The organism is Pseudomonas sp. AA-38 (assembly GCF_029457475.1).
Classification (GTDB): domain Bacteria; phylum Pseudomonadota; class Gammaproteobacteria; order Pseudomonadales; family Pseudomonadaceae; genus Aquipseudomonas.
Map to the genome: position 1 here is coordinate 2,652,199 of NZ_CP120359.1, position 14,454 is coordinate 2,666,652.

General features: G+C 57.9%; 14 protein-coding genes. 11 read left to right on the forward strand and 3 right to left on the reverse strand.

What is annotated here, in order from left to right; translation table 11 throughout:
* Positions 1 to 79: 79 nt before the first annotated feature.
* Positions 80 to 985, reverse strand: a complete 906-nt coding sequence (locus tag PVE35_RS12085; protein ID WP_277374776.1) for a LysR family transcriptional regulator — start codon at positions 983 to 985, stop codon at positions 80 to 82.
* Between the two features lie 122 nt (positions 986 to 1,107).
* Here PVE35_RS12085 and PVE35_RS12090 point away from each other — a divergent pair, with 122 nt between their 5' ends.
* The 11 genes from PVE35_RS12090 to PVE35_RS12140 all read left to right on the forward strand — a co-directional run bounded on the left by PVE35_RS12090 (position 1,108) and on the right by PVE35_RS12140 (position 12,542).
* Positions 1,108 to 1,317, forward strand: a complete 210-nt coding sequence (locus PVE35_RS12090; RefSeq protein WP_277374777.1) for a hypothetical protein — start codon at positions 1,108 to 1,110, stop codon at positions 1,315 to 1,317.
* Positions 1,314 to 2,297, forward strand: coding sequence for an aldo/keto reductase (locus PVE35_RS12095; protein WP_277374778.1), 984 nt, complete (start codon positions 1,314 to 1,316; stop codon positions 2,295 to 2,297). The genes PVE35_RS12090 and PVE35_RS12095 overlap by 4 nt, the downstream gene beginning before the upstream one ends.
* A gap of 111 nt (positions 2,298 to 2,408) precedes the next feature.
* The gene (locus tag PVE35_RS12100; protein ID WP_277374779.1) at positions 2,409 to 4,073 is read left to right on the forward strand and encodes a GH3 auxin-responsive promoter family protein; all 1,665 of its coding nucleotides are present in this window, start codon (positions 2,409 to 2,411) and stop codon (positions 4,071 to 4,073) included.
* A gap of 12 nt (positions 4,074 to 4,085) precedes the next feature.
* Complete coding sequence (locus PVE35_RS12105; protein WP_277374780.1) at positions 4,086 to 4,958, forward strand: alpha/beta fold hydrolase; 873 nt, start codon at positions 4,086 to 4,088, stop codon at positions 4,956 to 4,958.
* Positions 4,936 to 6,075 (forward strand): enolase C-terminal domain-like protein, encoded by a 1,140-nt coding sequence (locus PVE35_RS12110; protein ID WP_277374781.1) that lies wholly within the window; start codon positions 4,936 to 4,938, stop codon positions 6,073 to 6,075. The genes PVE35_RS12105 and PVE35_RS12110 overlap by 23 nt, the downstream gene beginning before the upstream one ends.
* Positions 6,076 to 6,090: 15 nt before the next feature.
* Entirely contained in the window at positions 6,091 to 7,860 is a 1,770-nt protein-coding gene (locus tag PVE35_RS12115; RefSeq protein WP_277374782.1) for a thiamine pyrophosphate-binding protein, read from the forward strand.
* Positions 7,861 to 7,868: 8 nt separating this feature from the next.
* Positions 7,869 to 8,747 (forward strand): hypothetical protein, encoded by an 879-nt coding sequence (locus PVE35_RS12120; RefSeq protein WP_277374783.1) that lies wholly within the window; start codon positions 7,869 to 7,871, stop codon positions 8,745 to 8,747.
* A 46-nt stretch (positions 8,748 to 8,793) separates the two neighbouring features.
* Entirely contained in the window at positions 8,794 to 10,056 is a 1,263-nt protein-coding gene (locus tag PVE35_RS12125; RefSeq protein ID WP_277374784.1) for a hypothetical protein, read from the forward strand.
* Complete coding sequence (locus PVE35_RS12130) at positions 10,053 to 11,435, forward strand: MFS transporter (protein WP_277374785.1); 1,383 nt, start codon at positions 10,053 to 10,055, stop codon at positions 11,433 to 11,435. Before PVE35_RS12125 ends, PVE35_RS12130 begins: the two co-directional genes overlap by 4 nt.
* Positions 11,436 to 11,448: 13 nt before the next feature.
* Positions 11,449 to 11,832, forward strand: coding sequence for a 5-carboxymethyl-2-hydroxymuconate isomerase (locus PVE35_RS12135; protein ID WP_277374786.1), 384 nt, complete (start codon positions 11,449 to 11,451; stop codon positions 11,830 to 11,832).
* Positions 11,832 to 12,542, forward strand: a complete 711-nt coding sequence (locus PVE35_RS12140) for an SDR family oxidoreductase (RefSeq protein WP_277374787.1) — start codon at positions 11,832 to 11,834, stop codon at positions 12,540 to 12,542. The genes PVE35_RS12135 and PVE35_RS12140 overlap by 1 nt, the downstream gene beginning before the upstream one ends.
* 222 nt (positions 12,543 to 12,764) lie before the next feature.
* Here the strand turns inward: PVE35_RS12140 and nfuA are convergent, their stop codons facing one another.
* Together nfuA and PVE35_RS12150 are read right to left on the reverse strand one after the other, a co-directional pair.
* Positions 12,765 to 13,349 (reverse strand): Fe-S biogenesis protein NfuA, encoded by a 585-nt coding sequence (gene nfuA, locus PVE35_RS12145; protein WP_277374788.1) that lies wholly within the window; start codon positions 13,347 to 13,349, stop codon positions 12,765 to 12,767.
* A gap of 70 nt (positions 13,350 to 13,419) precedes the next feature.
* Entirely contained in the window at positions 13,420 to 14,439 is a 1,020-nt protein-coding gene (locus tag PVE35_RS12150) for an acyltransferase (protein ID WP_277374789.1), read from the reverse strand.
* Between the last annotated feature and the right edge of the window lie 15 nt (positions 14,440 to 14,454).

The following is a 14,454-nucleotide window of genomic DNA, read 5'->3' on the forward strand; positions in this document are numbered from 1 at the left end:
ACTGGTAGGTCTGCGTATTGGACTGTGTTGGTGCTCTAGACGCCGCTGCGGTATGTGAAGGGGCGACTCACTTGTGGATTTAGCTGAACTCGTCCATTAGAAATCCGATGAACGCCTTCAACTTGAACGGCATGTGGGAGCTCCTGCGATATACCAAGTGCATGGGGCGCGGCGGAATTTGGTAGCCCGGCAGCAGGGCTACCAAACAACCTTCGGCCAAGTAGGTGCTGACCATGACTTCTGGAAGTAAGGCGATGCCTTGCCCGCTCAAGACCATGATACAGACCCCCTGGGCATCATTTATCTGCATCTTCGCCGGGACGGACACCTTCATGAACTCGGCATTGTCACTGACGAACTCCCAAGTGCTCTGCAAAGTATTCCAGGCTGTCTTGTGCTCGTCAAAATACGTCGCGATACAGTCATGCTGGATCAGATCCTGAGGCGTCGAAGGCGCACCTTTCCTGTCCACATATTCCGGCGCAGCACAAAGAACCAACTTGTAAGGACGCAGTGGTCGCGCCACCAGCGATGAGTCCGAGAGCGCGCCCAGGCGCACGGCGGCATCAAATCGGTTCTCCGAGAAGTCCACCAGTGCATCGCTGATCGACACGTCGACCCGTATCTTCGGGTGTGCCTGGTAGAACTTGTTGAGTGCCGGCAGGAAACCAAATATACCAAATGAACGTGGCAACGAGATATTGAGTACGCCTTCAGGGTTCTCGATAACATGCGACGCAACTTCTTCACTTTCACGTAGCAAGTCGAAGACATTCCGACAGGTCTTGTAGTAGTACGCACCATAATCCGTAATGGATATCTTACGCGTAGTTCTTACTAGCAATACAGCACCCAACTCCCCCTCAATGAACTTCAAGTAATTACTGACCATCGCAACCGACACATTAAGCTTATGGGCAGCCTTGGTGAGACTGGCACTATCGACAACCTGAACAAATGCCTGCATAGCCTTTAGCTTATCCATAACCGCCAACCGCTCCATCTTTCAGCGAGAATAAAAGGTGTTTTCAATTATAAATACTTTACGAATCATTGCAAAGAGCTGACCATCACTCAAGATTTTGGCGAGCGTTCGGAAGAGCACCGATGAAAGTCATCTACGAAAACTGGAAAGGTCTGCAAAGGGAAAGAAACATAGAGGTGGAGTACCTTCATTTCGGCAGCACCGAGTACCACACCACCCCCCAGTGGCTATTGCGCTGCACCGATCTCGACACCAACGAAGTCCATGACTTCGCCTTGATCAAGATCAAGAAGATGGATGCCGAGCAACTCAACTTCAGGAGTGCAACATGAAACAGGTAAAACTCGGTACACAAGGATTGACCGTGTCGCGACTGGGCCTTGGCTGCATGGGCATGAGCCAGTGGTATGGCGAACCTAATGACGTCGAGTCCTCTAAAACCCTGCGCAAGGCCCTGAACCTTGGGGTGAACTTCTTCGACAGCGCCGAAGCCTACGGCCCCTTTACCAATGAAGTGCTGATCGGCAAAGCGCTCAAGGGAGTTCGCGAACAGGCGGTGATCGCCACGAAGTTCGGCTTCGACCTGCGCGATGGCAATATTGTCGGAGTCAACAGCCGCCCGGAACATATCGTCGATGTCGTCAACGCCAGCCTGAAACGACTGGATACCGACTATATCGATATCCTGTATCAGCACCGTATCGATCCGAGCATCCCGATCGAGGAAGTGGTCGGCGTCATGGCTGGGCTGGTCCAGGCCGGCAAGGTGAAGTACCTAGGCCTGTGCGAAGTGGGCGCCAATACCATCGAACGCGCCCATCGTGTGCACCCGCTGTCGGTGGTGCAAAGCGAATACTCCCTTTGGGAACGCAACATCGAACTGGATGTGCTGCCGGTTCTGAGGAAACTCGGCATTGGCCTGGTGTCCTTCTGCCCTCTGGGCAGGGGCTTTCTTACCGGTACAGTTGAGCGCGCAGAACGATACCCCGCATCGGATTTCCGCGCTCAGGATCCACGCCTGCAAGGCTCGAACTACGACAGCAACATGTCCATCGCCAAGGAAATTAGATCCCTCGCCGAACTCCAGGGTATGAGCCCGTCGCAACTGGCCATCGCCTGGATACTGGCCCAGGGTGACGACATTGTCCCCATCCCAGGCACCAAACGCCGCAAATACCTCGAGGAAAATTGCCAGGCCAGCAGCGTCCAATTGACACCCGAGGTACTGCAAGCCTTGGCCCAGATGACCTACGAGTCACCCGCTTCAGGGCCGCGCTACAACGAAAGAATGATGGCCTTCGTTGATCGTTGATCGTTGATCGTTGATCGTTGATCAATCTATCAGGCACAGACCTTTGAACCATTCACTGTAGTGAGAAAGATTTAAAGGTAATTTCTGTCATCAAGGAAGAAGGAAGTTTCGATGTCTCGTAAAAAACGCCCTGTCGATTGGTATGGACGCAAAGATGAGTTCTTGCACGAATGCGTGATCGCCTACGATCGTTACATGTCGTCACTACAACACCCCAGACAGGCACAACTGGATGTTCTGCAGGACATTATCGGCGTCAGCCGTAATGCCTTGCACTGGCGCGAACAGGGTTATAACGAAACCGTCACCGATGAAGATTCGTTTCGCAATAACTTGCCGATCATGCGCTATGAGGACTTCGAACCTTATCTTGAACGGGAAGCGCAATGCAAAGGTGGGGTTCTTACATGCAGTCCCGTAATGCGCTGGTTGAAAACCAGCGGGACGACCGGCGTGCCGAAGAAAATCCCCTACACCTTGCATTGGTTGCAGTCCTATCGCATACCGGCCATGAAAGTCCTGTGGGCTACTTATATTCGTAATTACCCCGCCATCATGGATCACCCCTACGCCGTCTTGGATACCCAGACAGTCAGGGAAGATGTTCAGGACTATTTGCAAGGTGTATGTCATCAAGCGATCAGCAATCGCCACCCCCGCATCAATGCCAACGACTGGTGCCCACCGTGGTACGAGGAACCGTGGTTCGTACCGGAAATGCCGGTAGCCCATGAACAGAAGATGTACCACCGCATCCGCCACTTCGTGGGCAAGCGGCTGCACTGTATCTCGGCCATCAACCCCAGCACACTAATATCTATCAAGGACTACTTCACCAAGTTCCGCACCCCCTTAGTCGAGGACATTCGCAACGGCACCCTGGAGGGTAAGCCCTTCGCCGCTCCCGACGAAGCATTGGCGAAGACGTTGGAAGCGATACTGGCGCGCCCCGAGTTCACGCTGGTGGACATCTGGCCGGAACTGAAATTCATTAGCTGCTGGCTGACCGCCTCGGCGGGACTCTACAACGAGAAGCTCAACTCCATCTTCCCCGGGGTACAGAAGCTACCCTTCATGAGCTGCGGCTCCGAAGGCGTGACCACCATTCCGGTAGACGACACCACGAACAGCCAACCACTGGCCATTACCCAGGCCTACTTCGAGTTTATACCCAGCGATGTGCCGCTTCGCGAACGGGTGGAATGCCATGTGCCGGTGAAGACCCTGAGATTCGATGAGTTGCAGGCCGGGCATGACTATCACCTGATCATGAGCCAGGGCAATGGTCTCTATCGACTGTGGACGGGCGACATCTACCGGGTCGACAAGATCGTCGACGGCATCCCATGGATTCATTTCATCCGCCGCGATGGCGTCTACCACTCCTTCACCGGGGAAAAACTCACAGAGGCGCAGATAACTGAAGCCATCGAAAGCACCTTCAAACATCACCAGATGGGCATGGGACTGTTCATGTGCGGGCCGTCTTGGGGCGAGCCTCCTCATTACGTCGTGATGGTCGAGGTCACCTCCGGTCCATCTCAGAACACCGCAGCACTGGCGGCAACGCTGGACGACCAGTTGAAGATCGAAAACATCGAGTACGCGTCAAAGCGCGAGTCGAACCGCCTCGCCGCGATCGAGGTGCACACCGTCGACGCCAACGCGATCACCCACTACGTCGAGAGCAGACGCGCGGGTAGCAATGCCAACCAATACAAATACAAGCCCTTCCAGCAAGACCTCGACTTCCTCTCTGCCGTTACCACTCGTTGAAAGGGCCCGACCATGAGCATCGTAAAAGCCAAGCAAGTTGAACGTTGCATTGAATATCTCCCCATGCAGGGCTGCAATCTCGCCCTGCACGCGTGGATCCCGGAAGCGCCGAAGGCCGCCATCTTCTATTTCCACGGTCTGCAAAGCCATGCCGGCTGGCTGTGGGAAGCTGGATGTCAGTTCGCCGAAAACGATGTGGCGTTCTTCGCTCTTGATCGCCGGGGCTGTGGCATCAGCGATGGCCCTCGCAGTGAACTGGCCCCCGTCGAACAGATGTTGGCTGACTATCGCTCGGCCATCCGTACCGTCAGGGCGAAAATCGGCGATGACACACCGCTCGGCCTGCTCGGCCATTGCCTGGGCGGCTCGTTCCTCGCCGCACTGCTGGCAGACCCGGAATTCGACACGGCTTTCGAGTCATTGGTCTTCTGCTCAGCTTGGCTGGGCAAGATCCACCACACCCTACCGCCGCAGAAAATCCAAGCGATGCTGCGCGAGCAGTCGGATGAGTTGTGGGATGCGGGCCTGAAGGCCGAAGACTTCTCCGACCAGCGCCGCTACGTGGACTTCATCGACAATGACTTGCTCGCTACTCGCCAGATCAAGGCCTCGTCCCGTGCCCGCCTAGTAGAAATGGAGATGATGTACCTGTACCAGAAGGAACTCAGCCGCAACACGCCAAGCATCTTCATCAGCGGTTATGAAGATCCTGTGGTTAACCTCGAGTGCGCCAAGAAGCAGTACCTGTCGTTGTTCGGCGACCTAGGCGAGACCCTGGAACTGGCGACAAACAAGCATTACCTACTCTACACCAAGGTTCGCCAGCGCCTGATCAACCAAGTATCGGCCTATGTGTCTTCCCATGGCTACAACCAGCATGTGTGAGCTGTCTGCCTACACCGTCGATATGCCCATGGCCAGAAGTTTTGGTCATGCGGCAAACAACCGGAACACCGCCGAGTCGCTGGTACTCACCTATGAACACGCGGGAATTGCGGCTAACGGGGAGTGCGCCCCCAGACATTACGTCACCGGTGAAACGCTGGCCTCTGTTTCGGCCGAGCTGGCCCAGGTCAACTGGACGCGCTACCGCGACGGCCTCGAGTCCTCGGATCCCGTCGGGGTGCTGCAGACACTGATGGCGCACGGCATGGGCGACCTGCTGGGGACCATCCCGCAGAACAACACTTGCTGTGCGCTGGAACTGCTGGCTATCGATGTGCTGTGCAAGCGACTGCAAGCCCCGGTACTGAAGCAGTTGGCAGTACCGGCAGCTATGCTGGCACCGCGACCATTCTCCCAGGTGAAGGATACCGCCCTGTCGGTGGACACGTTCCTGGCTAGCCGCGGCCCCTTCCATGTGGTCAAGGTCAAGGCCGGCTCGCACTTTGCCGAAGACCTCGTGGTGCTGGACACACTGCGTGCCGCCCTAGGCCCGCAGACCACGATCATCTTCGACGTCAACATGGCCTGGTCGCTCGATGATGCACTCGTGCGCTGCGCTGCACTGCGTGAACGGCAGGTAAACATTGTCGAGGAACCTTTGCCTCCGCGCAGCTTTTCGGCACTCGCCCAACTACAGCGCCGCACTGGCATTGAAGTGATGCTGGACGAATCGCTTTGCAGCCTGAGTGATGCCACGCAAGCAGCGAAGTTGCGCAGTTGCACGCATTTCAATCTGCGCGTCGCGAAACTCGGCGGCCTAAGCCGCGCCCTTGAACTGGCGCGCTTCGCCGATGAGGTCGGCATGGGTTACCAGGTGGGCGTTCAGGTTGCAGAGTGCGCCACGCTGATCGATGCGGGCCGCACCCTAAGTTTCCTGCTGCCCAATGCCTTCACCACGGAAGCGGGGCAATCAGACCTGTTTTTCCCGAACCCTATCGCACAACCCTCATCGAAGCTTGACCGCGCCGATAACGTCATCATAGCCCCCTGCGGCACCGGTTTCGGCACCGTCATGACAACGGCCATTTCGCCGTTCCAACACACTCGTTACTTCTAGGCGCAGGGACGCATCATGGATCACTTTCCAGACAACGCTTACTTCTCTGATTACATCGTCAGGTTTCTGAGTGAGCACGGCTTTGAAAAGGTCGTGTTCAACCCCGGCGCCTCTTTCCGTGGCATCCACGACTCACTGGTCTTCGAGGCGAACGAAACATTCGCGCCCGAGATCGTCATGGCCTGCCACGAGGAAATCGCAGTGGCCATCGCCCACGGCTATTACAAGGCGTCTGGCAGGCATATGGCCGTATTAATCCACGCCAATGTCGGGCTCTTGCATGCATCAATGGCCATCTTCAACGCCTGGTGCGACCGGGTGCCGCTGTTCATGATCGCTGGCAACGGGCCCATCGACGCCGCCAAGCGTCGCCCGTGGATCGACTGGATCCATACCTCGACCCACCTGCCGAGCGCGATCAACGAGTTCGTCAAGTGGAGTGACCAGCCCACCAGCCAGGCCGCGACCATCGAGTCGATGTATCGGGCGCGTAAGTTGATGGAAACAGGCGTGCATGCGCCCGTATTGGTCACCGTGGACTTCGACATCCAGGAGCAACCGCTGCAAGACAGCCTGCACTCGGTCATACCGCTGCCTGAAGTGTTACCGCAACTCCCCGGCCTAGGCCAGGCCTGCGCCCGCCATATTGCGCAAAAGCTGATGGATGCCAGGGCGCCTGTGATCGTGGTGGATTTCTCGGGCCGTGAACCAGCAACCATCGCGCCATTGGGCGCCATTGCCGAGCTCACCCAAGCTGTGGTCATCGACCGGGGTAATCGCTTCAACTTCCCAAGCCGCCATCTGCGCAACGGTACTCAATACGCGCGTGACCATTTCGTTCACGCCGACCAAGTAATGGCGCTGGAAGTGCAGGATCTCGAAGGTGCCCTGCTGGACATATTCCCCGGCCAGTCGCTGAGCACTCTCACCGCAGAGGTAGAGGTCACGACCATCGACTGCAACGATCTGCTCAGCAGCAAATGGGCAACCGACTATCAACGTCATGTACCGAACTGCACCACCTACATCGGTGACACTCGCACCTCGCTCGACGCTCTGCTCACGGAACTGAAGGCCCTCGATGCCGAGCGTCAAGCCATTGCCCACTGGCCAGAAAAGCGCTTCGACGACGAGTACTTGTCCCAGGCCCAAAGCGCCTCGCAAGCAGCCATCCAAAAGCAGCTCGAGGAGCATCGCATGGATGCCGTGCCCCACGTATCCATAGCCGTACAGGAAATAGGCGTAGCCCTGGCAAACACATCGTGGGTATTGGTTAACAGCGGCAGCCTCACGGTGGATGGTTGGGTCAAGAAACTGTGGAACCTCGAAAGCCCCCAATGCTACTTGGGCCTGAACGGAGGAGGCGGACTAGGTTATGGCCTCGGCGCTTCGGCAGGTGCGGCGCTCGCACTCAAGGATCAAGATTGCCTATGCGTCAACCTACAGTCCGACGGCGACTTCCTCTATACCCCCAGCGGGTTGTGGACACTGTCCGCCTATGACATTCCGCTGCTGATCATCGTCATGAACAACCAGTTGTACTTCAACTCCACCCAGCACGCGATCCGAGTTGCAGGGGCGCGAAACCGGGATATCGACAAGGCGCACATCGCCACCAGCTTCTACGAGAACCCGGTGGATTTCGTCCAGCTCGCCCAGTCCTTTAACGTCAAAGCCTACCCTGTAGTCAATAACGCGGCTGACATAGCCGCCACCGTGACCAAGGCTGTGGCCTACATCCGTCAGCACGGAAAACCAGCGGTCGTGGAACTGCTCATTCAATAGGGATGCCTATGAACACGTTTTTTGAATTCACCTATCGCAACCAGCAATACATTTCCTTTTCGCCCAGCCGCGACGACGACGTACTTGCCTACCGCTATGTTCCGGGGGATATTCAGAAGCTGTTGCTCAAGGTCAATGGCGACTTTGCACACTTCAGGCAATTGCTCATCGACTCCGCTGCTGAGCAACACCTCCCCGCTACCACGGCCCACGAGCGCCTGCTGCTGCCACCGTTGATGCCGCCCCAAAGATCAAACGCTGTCGTCAGTGGCTTTGGGCTGACCAACAAGAAGAAAGTGCAATCCACTGGTGGCACTCCCAACCCTGTGCCTAGCTGGTTCTACAAAGGGCCAGGCCATGTACTCAAGACCGACGGCCAGACTCTAAACATCGAGCACGGTACCACCGCGATCTGCGAAGAGGCCGAAATCGTCCTGGTCTATCTGATCGATACCCAAGGCGACCCACGCTACATCGGCTTCACGGTCGGCAACGACATCACTGATATAGGTGCCATCAAGGCGACACCCTCCGCTTTCGCCTACGCCAAGCTCAAGGAGTGTTCGGTCAGCGAGCGGCTCTTCCTGAGCCCGCCGCCCTGGGTGCTCACTGGCACCTGCAACGTCTACCGCAATGAGCAGCAGGTGTTCAGCAGTGCCTTTGAAACCGGTATCGACCAATTGCACTACAAGCAAGAGCAACTGATCGACACCTTGTTCAGATCTCCTGCTCTGCGCCAGCCAGGCCTGGTGCATTACATCTACATCGGAGCGGACCGCAACAGCTACGACCATGGGCACACGCTCACCGACGGCGACACGGTTTCACTTCACTTCCGTGAACTGAACCTGGGACTGACCAACCCGCTGGCACTGCAGGGTTCCTGAGAACCCAGCCCTGCGTGAACACGGCTCGTCGAACCGGGAGGACATCATGAAGATACTCAGACCGCTCAGCGATGTTGAAGCGGCGTTCCATTACCTGCACGAGCTGGGCAATGGCTCGACGCAGGTAGTGACCGCCGCACGAGTGAACGGTGATTTCAATAGCACCACCCTATCTACCAGGTTGAGCACCTGGGTCGCCAGACACGAAGTGCTCAACGTTGCCGTCCACAGATCCTGCACCGGTAACGGGCAGGAGATTCTGGGGTTCGTGCACAAACCCTGTAAACCGGAACAGATGACCCTGCACCATGAGCCCCAGTGGGTCGATCACCTGCAAGTCTTCGACCAGCAGATCAACACCCCCCTGCAGGACGGCTGGCCTTGGCGACTGTCGCTAATTCTCGCGCCCGGCGCGCTGTACCTGTATTTCACGCGCAGCCACGTAATCTCGGACGCTTACTCCACCCATTTATTGCTGCAATCGCTGCTGGAAATCCTGGTCTGGAATGTCTGCACAGGACAGCCCTCGACATTGCTTCCCAGCCGCTGCGAACAACCGCTTAAATCGACCAGCACGCCTGCCAGGGCGGTGCCGGAAAAGGTCGCGACAGCCCTGCGCCACCACACCATGTCGCGGATCGACCAGCGGCGTACCAGGATCCATCGACGCTCCCTCGATCGCACACTTTCAGCATCCATCATCACCGCATGCAAGATGCGTAGCATCACATTGAACGAGTGCTTCGCCGCAGCGCTCGCCGAAGCTTACGCTAGCTGCCTCGGCACACAACAGGTCGAACTGTATACGGCCATCAGCTCGCGCCGTTATTTCGACTCAGCGCTGGCCAGCAGCCTGGGTTGCAATATTCACGTACTGAGTTGTCCGATGCTGGCAACGCCATTGCCACTGGAAGCACAGGCGCTGCGCTACCGCAGCGCCTTATCCAAGGCCAGCGTTGGCTGGACTCCGAGTCAGCTCAGCCATGCCGCCATCCGCTCAAAGGTCTCGGCCCAATGCACGGCCGAGACCTTCATCGGGCCGTGCATCACTAACAGCGGCGTCAACGACTTCACGTCAGCAATCTACCAGTGGGTGGAGTTCGTCGAGACAGCGGTCAACCGCAACGTAGCCAACTACAGCGTGGTGCTGCACCTGTCTTGCTTCCGCGGCCGCCTGCAAATGCTCTATTGCTATGCCAATCCAGCCATGTCCGATTCCTTGGTCAAGGAGATCGACTACACACTCATGACCAAACTGGGGCTCCTGGAAACTTCACGACCAGCCCCCCCTATGAGGGTTGCACAATGAATACCTTGCTGAGAAAGAATCTGAGCCTGGCCTCCGCCTGCCTGGCATTCGTCATCGTCATCCTCGACGTCAGCGTCGTCAACGTGGCGTTGCAACAAATCTACGTACAGCTTGAGGGCAGTCTCACTCACCTGGAATGGGTGGTGAACGGCTACACCCTGACCTTTGCCTCCTTCCTACTTACCACCGGGTCACTCGGCGACCGCTTCGGACCCAAGCGCGTGTTCCTGATCGGATTTGCCCTCTTCGCCCTGGCCTCGTGGCTATGCGGCATGGCCGACAGTCTCACCCTACTGATTGTTTTCCGCCTGCTGCAGGGCATCGGTGCCGCCTTGGTGGTGCCGGCTTCGCTGGCAATCGTCAACCAGACCTTCCCGGACGCCAACGAGCGCAGTCGCGCCATCGGGCTATGGGCAGCAGCGGGCGGCATGGCCCTGGCTCTGGGTCCAGTATTCGGTGGCACTCTGATCTCCATGTTCGGCTGGCGATCGATCTTCTACGTCAACATCCCGATCGCGGCTCTGGGTATCACCATCGCATACCTGTTCGTGCAGGAAACAACCACACTCGTCGAGCGCAGGATCGACATCGCAGGACAGGTACTAGCGGTCTCGGCTCTGGGTTGCCTGACATACGCGCTGATCCAGGTGAACGCCTACGGCTTGCTGTCCCGCGAGGTACTGCTCAGCGCTGCAGGCTTCATCGCCGCCAGCGCCTTGTTCGTCGTGGTCGAGCGCTGTGCCGACGCACCAATGCTGCCGCTATACCTGTTTGCCAACAAGCAGTTCAGTGCTGCCGCACTGATTGGCATCCTGATCAACTTCGCCTTTTATGGGCTGGTATTCCTGTTCAGCCTGTACTTCCAGTATAGCTGGCGCTATTCACCATTGCAGACCGGCCTGGCCTTCCTGCCGATGACCGGGGCGATCATGCTGGCCAACCTATACTCCGCCAAGCTCATGGTGCGCAGCGGTTTCAGGAAGACCCTGCTGATAGGCAGCGCACTGGCAGCGCTGGGATATGCGTGCATCGTGCCCTTCCTTGATGGCCACGCCTATGGCGCGATGTTGATCCAGTTCATCGTAGCCGGCTTCGGTATCGGCCTGGCCGTCCCGGCTGTGACCAACGCCATGGTGTCCAGTGCCGAAAGCCAGCACATCGGGGTCGCCTCCGGCGTACTCAACGCATCGCGGCAGATCGGCGGAATGATCGGCGTGGCCACCATGGGCCTGATGCTCGGCGACTTCGCCCCTGAGTCATTCAACCAAGGTATAGCCCCGGCATTGCTGATCGCCTCCCTCGCCTTGGTGCTATGTGTCGGCCTGGTGCTAACCGGTTTCAGTAAACCACAGGCCCTGGCCTGCAAAGCCACTTCCTGAAAGGAATCCCACGATGCCTCACTTGACCCTCGAGTACTCCTCCAACACCGGCAGCGGACTAGACAGCCGTCAGCTATTCGACACCCTGCACGTGCAACTAGCACAGGCCGGTGGATTCCGCACCCAGGACTTCAAGTCACGGGTCTTCCCAGTCGATACTTTCCATATAGGTAAGGGTAACGACAGCGCCTCGTTCGTGCGGTTGAACATTGAGACATTCTCCGGCAAGAGCACCCAACAGAAGCAGAACCTGTCACAAGTTGCCCTGAACGTGTTGTCCGAACACTTCCACGATGCCCTAGCCCACGGCAATTGTGACATTGCCGTGCAGATCACCGAACTTGAACTCGAATCCTATGCACGCATGCGCTCCAACGAGCTTGAGGAGAAGGCTTGATGTTCGACTTCAAAGATTCAGCCGTCCTCGTAATCGGAGGGTCATCCGGCGTCGGCCTCGCCACCGCAATGCTGCTCGATCGCCAGGGTGCGAAAGTGACCATTGCCTCGCGCAATCTGGAAAAGCTGGAAGCGGCCAGGCAACAACTCAGCAACGGCGCACGCTATCTGCAGTTGGACATCACCGATACCGAGCAGCTCCGAGCCCTGACCGACGGTCCTAGTTGGGATCATGTGGTGATCAGCGCCGCCGACACGCCCATGGGCAGCATCACGACACTGCTCGACGACCAGGCACGGCGGGCGATGGACAGCAAGTTCTGGGGTGCTTACAACGCGGCGAAGTACATCCCGGTTCACGCCCAGGGCTCCATCACCTTCGTCGCGGGGTATCTCTCGGTGCGTCCGGGCAAGGCAAGCGCGTTGCAATCAGCGATCAACTCGGCGCTAGAAGCGCTAGGTCGAGCCTTGGCCCTGGAGCTTGCGCCGGTACGCGTCAACACACTCTCGCCTGGCTTATTGGACACCGAACTGTGGGATGGGCTGTCGGAAGAAAAGCGCACCGCTATGTTCGACACGGCAGCCAGCCGTTTGCCGGTTGGGCGCGTCGGGCTCCCGAGCGATGTGGCAAAAGCCGTCTGCTTCCTCCTCGACAACGGCTACATGAGCGGATCAACGGTGTATGTCGAAGGCGGCGGGCGCATAGCCTAAGACAGGGCCATTCTGCGCCTCTTCACAGGCAGCCTGCTCCAACAGGGACAGCGCCGTTCCCGGATCGTCGCTTCACCTGTATGTGGGCTTGCGCACGAAGAGCTAAAAATAGGTTTTCCTCAACGCCAAGTATTTTGAGTTACTTCCCTACATTCCACCAGAAGCAAAAAAGGCGCCGAACGTATCAGGCGCCTTTTCTGTTGGAGCCGTCGCGAATGTGCCTCAGTAGTAGGCATTCTCGCGATTGCTGTGGTCGGTCACATCCCGCACGCCCTTGAGTTCAGGAATGCGCTCGAGCAGGGTCTTCTCGATACCTTCCTTGAGGGTGTAGTCCGCCTGGCCGCAGCCCTGGCAACCACCGCCGAAGCGCAGCACGGCGATGCCCTCTTCCACCACGTCCACCAGCGATACCTGGCCGCCGTGGCTGGACAGGCCCGGGTTGATCTCGGTCTGCAGGTAGTAGTTGATGCGCTCGTTGAGCGGGCTGTCTTCGTTGACCATCGGCACCTTGGCATTCGGCGCCTTGATGGTCAGCTGGCCACCCATGCGGTCGGTGGCGTAGTCGACCACGGCGTCTTCCAGGAAGGGTTCGCTGATGGCGTCGATCCAGGCGGTGAAGCTGGCCAGGCCGACCGCAGTGTCTTCGGCTTTCTGTTCGCCCGGTTTGCAATAGGCGATGCAGGTTTCCGCGTAGGGCGTACCCGGCTGGGTGATGAAAATACGAATGCCGATACCCGGAGTGTCCTGCTTGCTCAGCAGCTCGGCCAGGTAGTCATGGGCGGCATCGGTAATGGTAATAGTGCTCATGGCAACTCCTCACGGTCATGCGGCGCAGTGTACGCCAAGTGACGCCGTGAATATAGTCCTACTAATTTACTCAGGATAGCGACTGCAGCGCCCGACGGCCTGAACGCGCCTCGACCCAGGCCTTGGCGCGAACGAAGAGACGTCGCTCGATCCACTCGTAACTGCCCCACCCGGCCACTGCGATCAGCGGTATGCAGACGGCGATGACAACCGCCGGCGCGAGATCCAGACTGGCCTGCACGTACCAGCCCAGTGACAGGATGATCACGTGCAGCAGATAGACCGAGTAGGAACAGTCGCCCATCCGGCTCAGCAGACGATTGTCCTTGAACCAGGGTTCCATGGCGATGCAGGCAGCGACTATCAATGCACTCGGAACGCCCCAATGCAGCAGGCGCATGGAGTTGTCGAAGTGGTAGATTGTCAGCAGCGATGCGGCGATCACCAGCAGCGGCAGCCAGACCCCCTGGCGAATCCAGCCACGCTCATAGGCCATGCCCAGGGCCATGCCGAAGAGGAATTCGTAGACGATGCCATTACGGTAGAAGTCGCTCACCCAGGGCTGCCGCGCCAGCAACGCGCAGCTCACCAGCATGGCGGCGATGCACAACAGACGCAGCCGTTCGGGGACGCAGAACGCCAGGGCGAACAGCAAGTAGAAGAACATCTCGTAGTTCAGCGTCCAGCCGACATTGAGGGTGGGATAGAGGCCGAAACCGCCCGGGTTCTCGGCGGGAATGAAGAACAGTGAGAGCAACAGGTGGTGCAGGTCGAACTCCTGCACCGGCATCACCGGATTGGCGAAGGCGATGATCGCAGCCGCTATCAGTGAATACAGCCAGTAGGCCGGCACGATGCGCAGCACGCGATTGAGCATGAAGCGCCAGGGCGTGATGGCCTTGCCCCGGCTGGAAAGATGGATCACCAGCCCGCTGATGACGAAGAAGATGTCGACGCCAACAGCGCCGCGTTCGGCAAACAGCCGCCCGATGAAGCTATCGGCCTTGAAGTTGAAGAACACCTGCATGACATGGTGAAACACCACGACCCAGGCCGCCAACGCCCGCAATGCCTGAACTGAAACCAGCATGGAAACGCCATTCCC

Coding starts and splice junctions, on each gene's coding strand:
- PVE35_RS12085 (WP_277374776.1), bottom strand. CDS start 985: ATGGATAAGCTAAAGGCTATGCAGGCATTTGTTCAGGTTGTCGATAGT.
- PVE35_RS12090 (WP_277374777.1), top strand. CDS start 1,108: ATGAAAGTCATCTACGAAAACTGGAAAGGTCTGCAAAGGGAAAGAAAC.
- PVE35_RS12095 (WP_277374778.1), top strand. CDS start 1,314: ATGAAACAGGTAAAACTCGGTACACAAGGATTGACCGTGTCGCGACTG.
- PVE35_RS12100 (WP_277374779.1), top strand. CDS start 2,409: ATGTCTCGTAAAAAACGCCCTGTCGATTGGTATGGACGCAAAGATGAG.
- PVE35_RS12105 (WP_277374780.1), top strand. CDS start 4,086: ATGAGCATCGTAAAAGCCAAGCAAGTTGAACGTTGCATTGAATATCTC.
- PVE35_RS12110 (WP_277374781.1), top strand. CDS start 4,936: ATGGCTACAACCAGCATGTGTGAGCTGTCTGCCTACACCGTCGATATG.
- PVE35_RS12115 (WP_277374782.1), top strand. CDS start 6,091: ATGGATCACTTTCCAGACAACGCTTACTTCTCTGATTACATCGTCAGG.
- PVE35_RS12120 (WP_277374783.1), top strand. CDS start 7,869: ATGAACACGTTTTTTGAATTCACCTATCGCAACCAGCAATACATTTCC.
- PVE35_RS12125 (WP_277374784.1), top strand. CDS start 8,794: ATGAAGATACTCAGACCGCTCAGCGATGTTGAAGCGGCGTTCCATTAC.
- PVE35_RS12130 (WP_277374785.1), top strand. CDS start 10,053: ATGAATACCTTGCTGAGAAAGAATCTGAGCCTGGCCTCCGCCTGCCTG.
- PVE35_RS12135 (WP_277374786.1), top strand. CDS start 11,449: ATGCCTCACTTGACCCTCGAGTACTCCTCCAACACCGGCAGCGGACTA.
- PVE35_RS12140 (WP_277374787.1), top strand. CDS start 11,832: ATGTTCGACTTCAAAGATTCAGCCGTCCTCGTAATCGGAGGGTCATCC.
- nfuA (WP_277374788.1), bottom strand. CDS start 13,349: ATGAGCACTATTACCATTACCGATGCCGCCCATGACTACCTGGCCGAG.
- PVE35_RS12150 (WP_277374789.1), bottom strand. CDS start 14,439: ATGCTGGTTTCAGTTCAGGCATTGCGGGCGTTGGCGGCCTGGGTCGTG.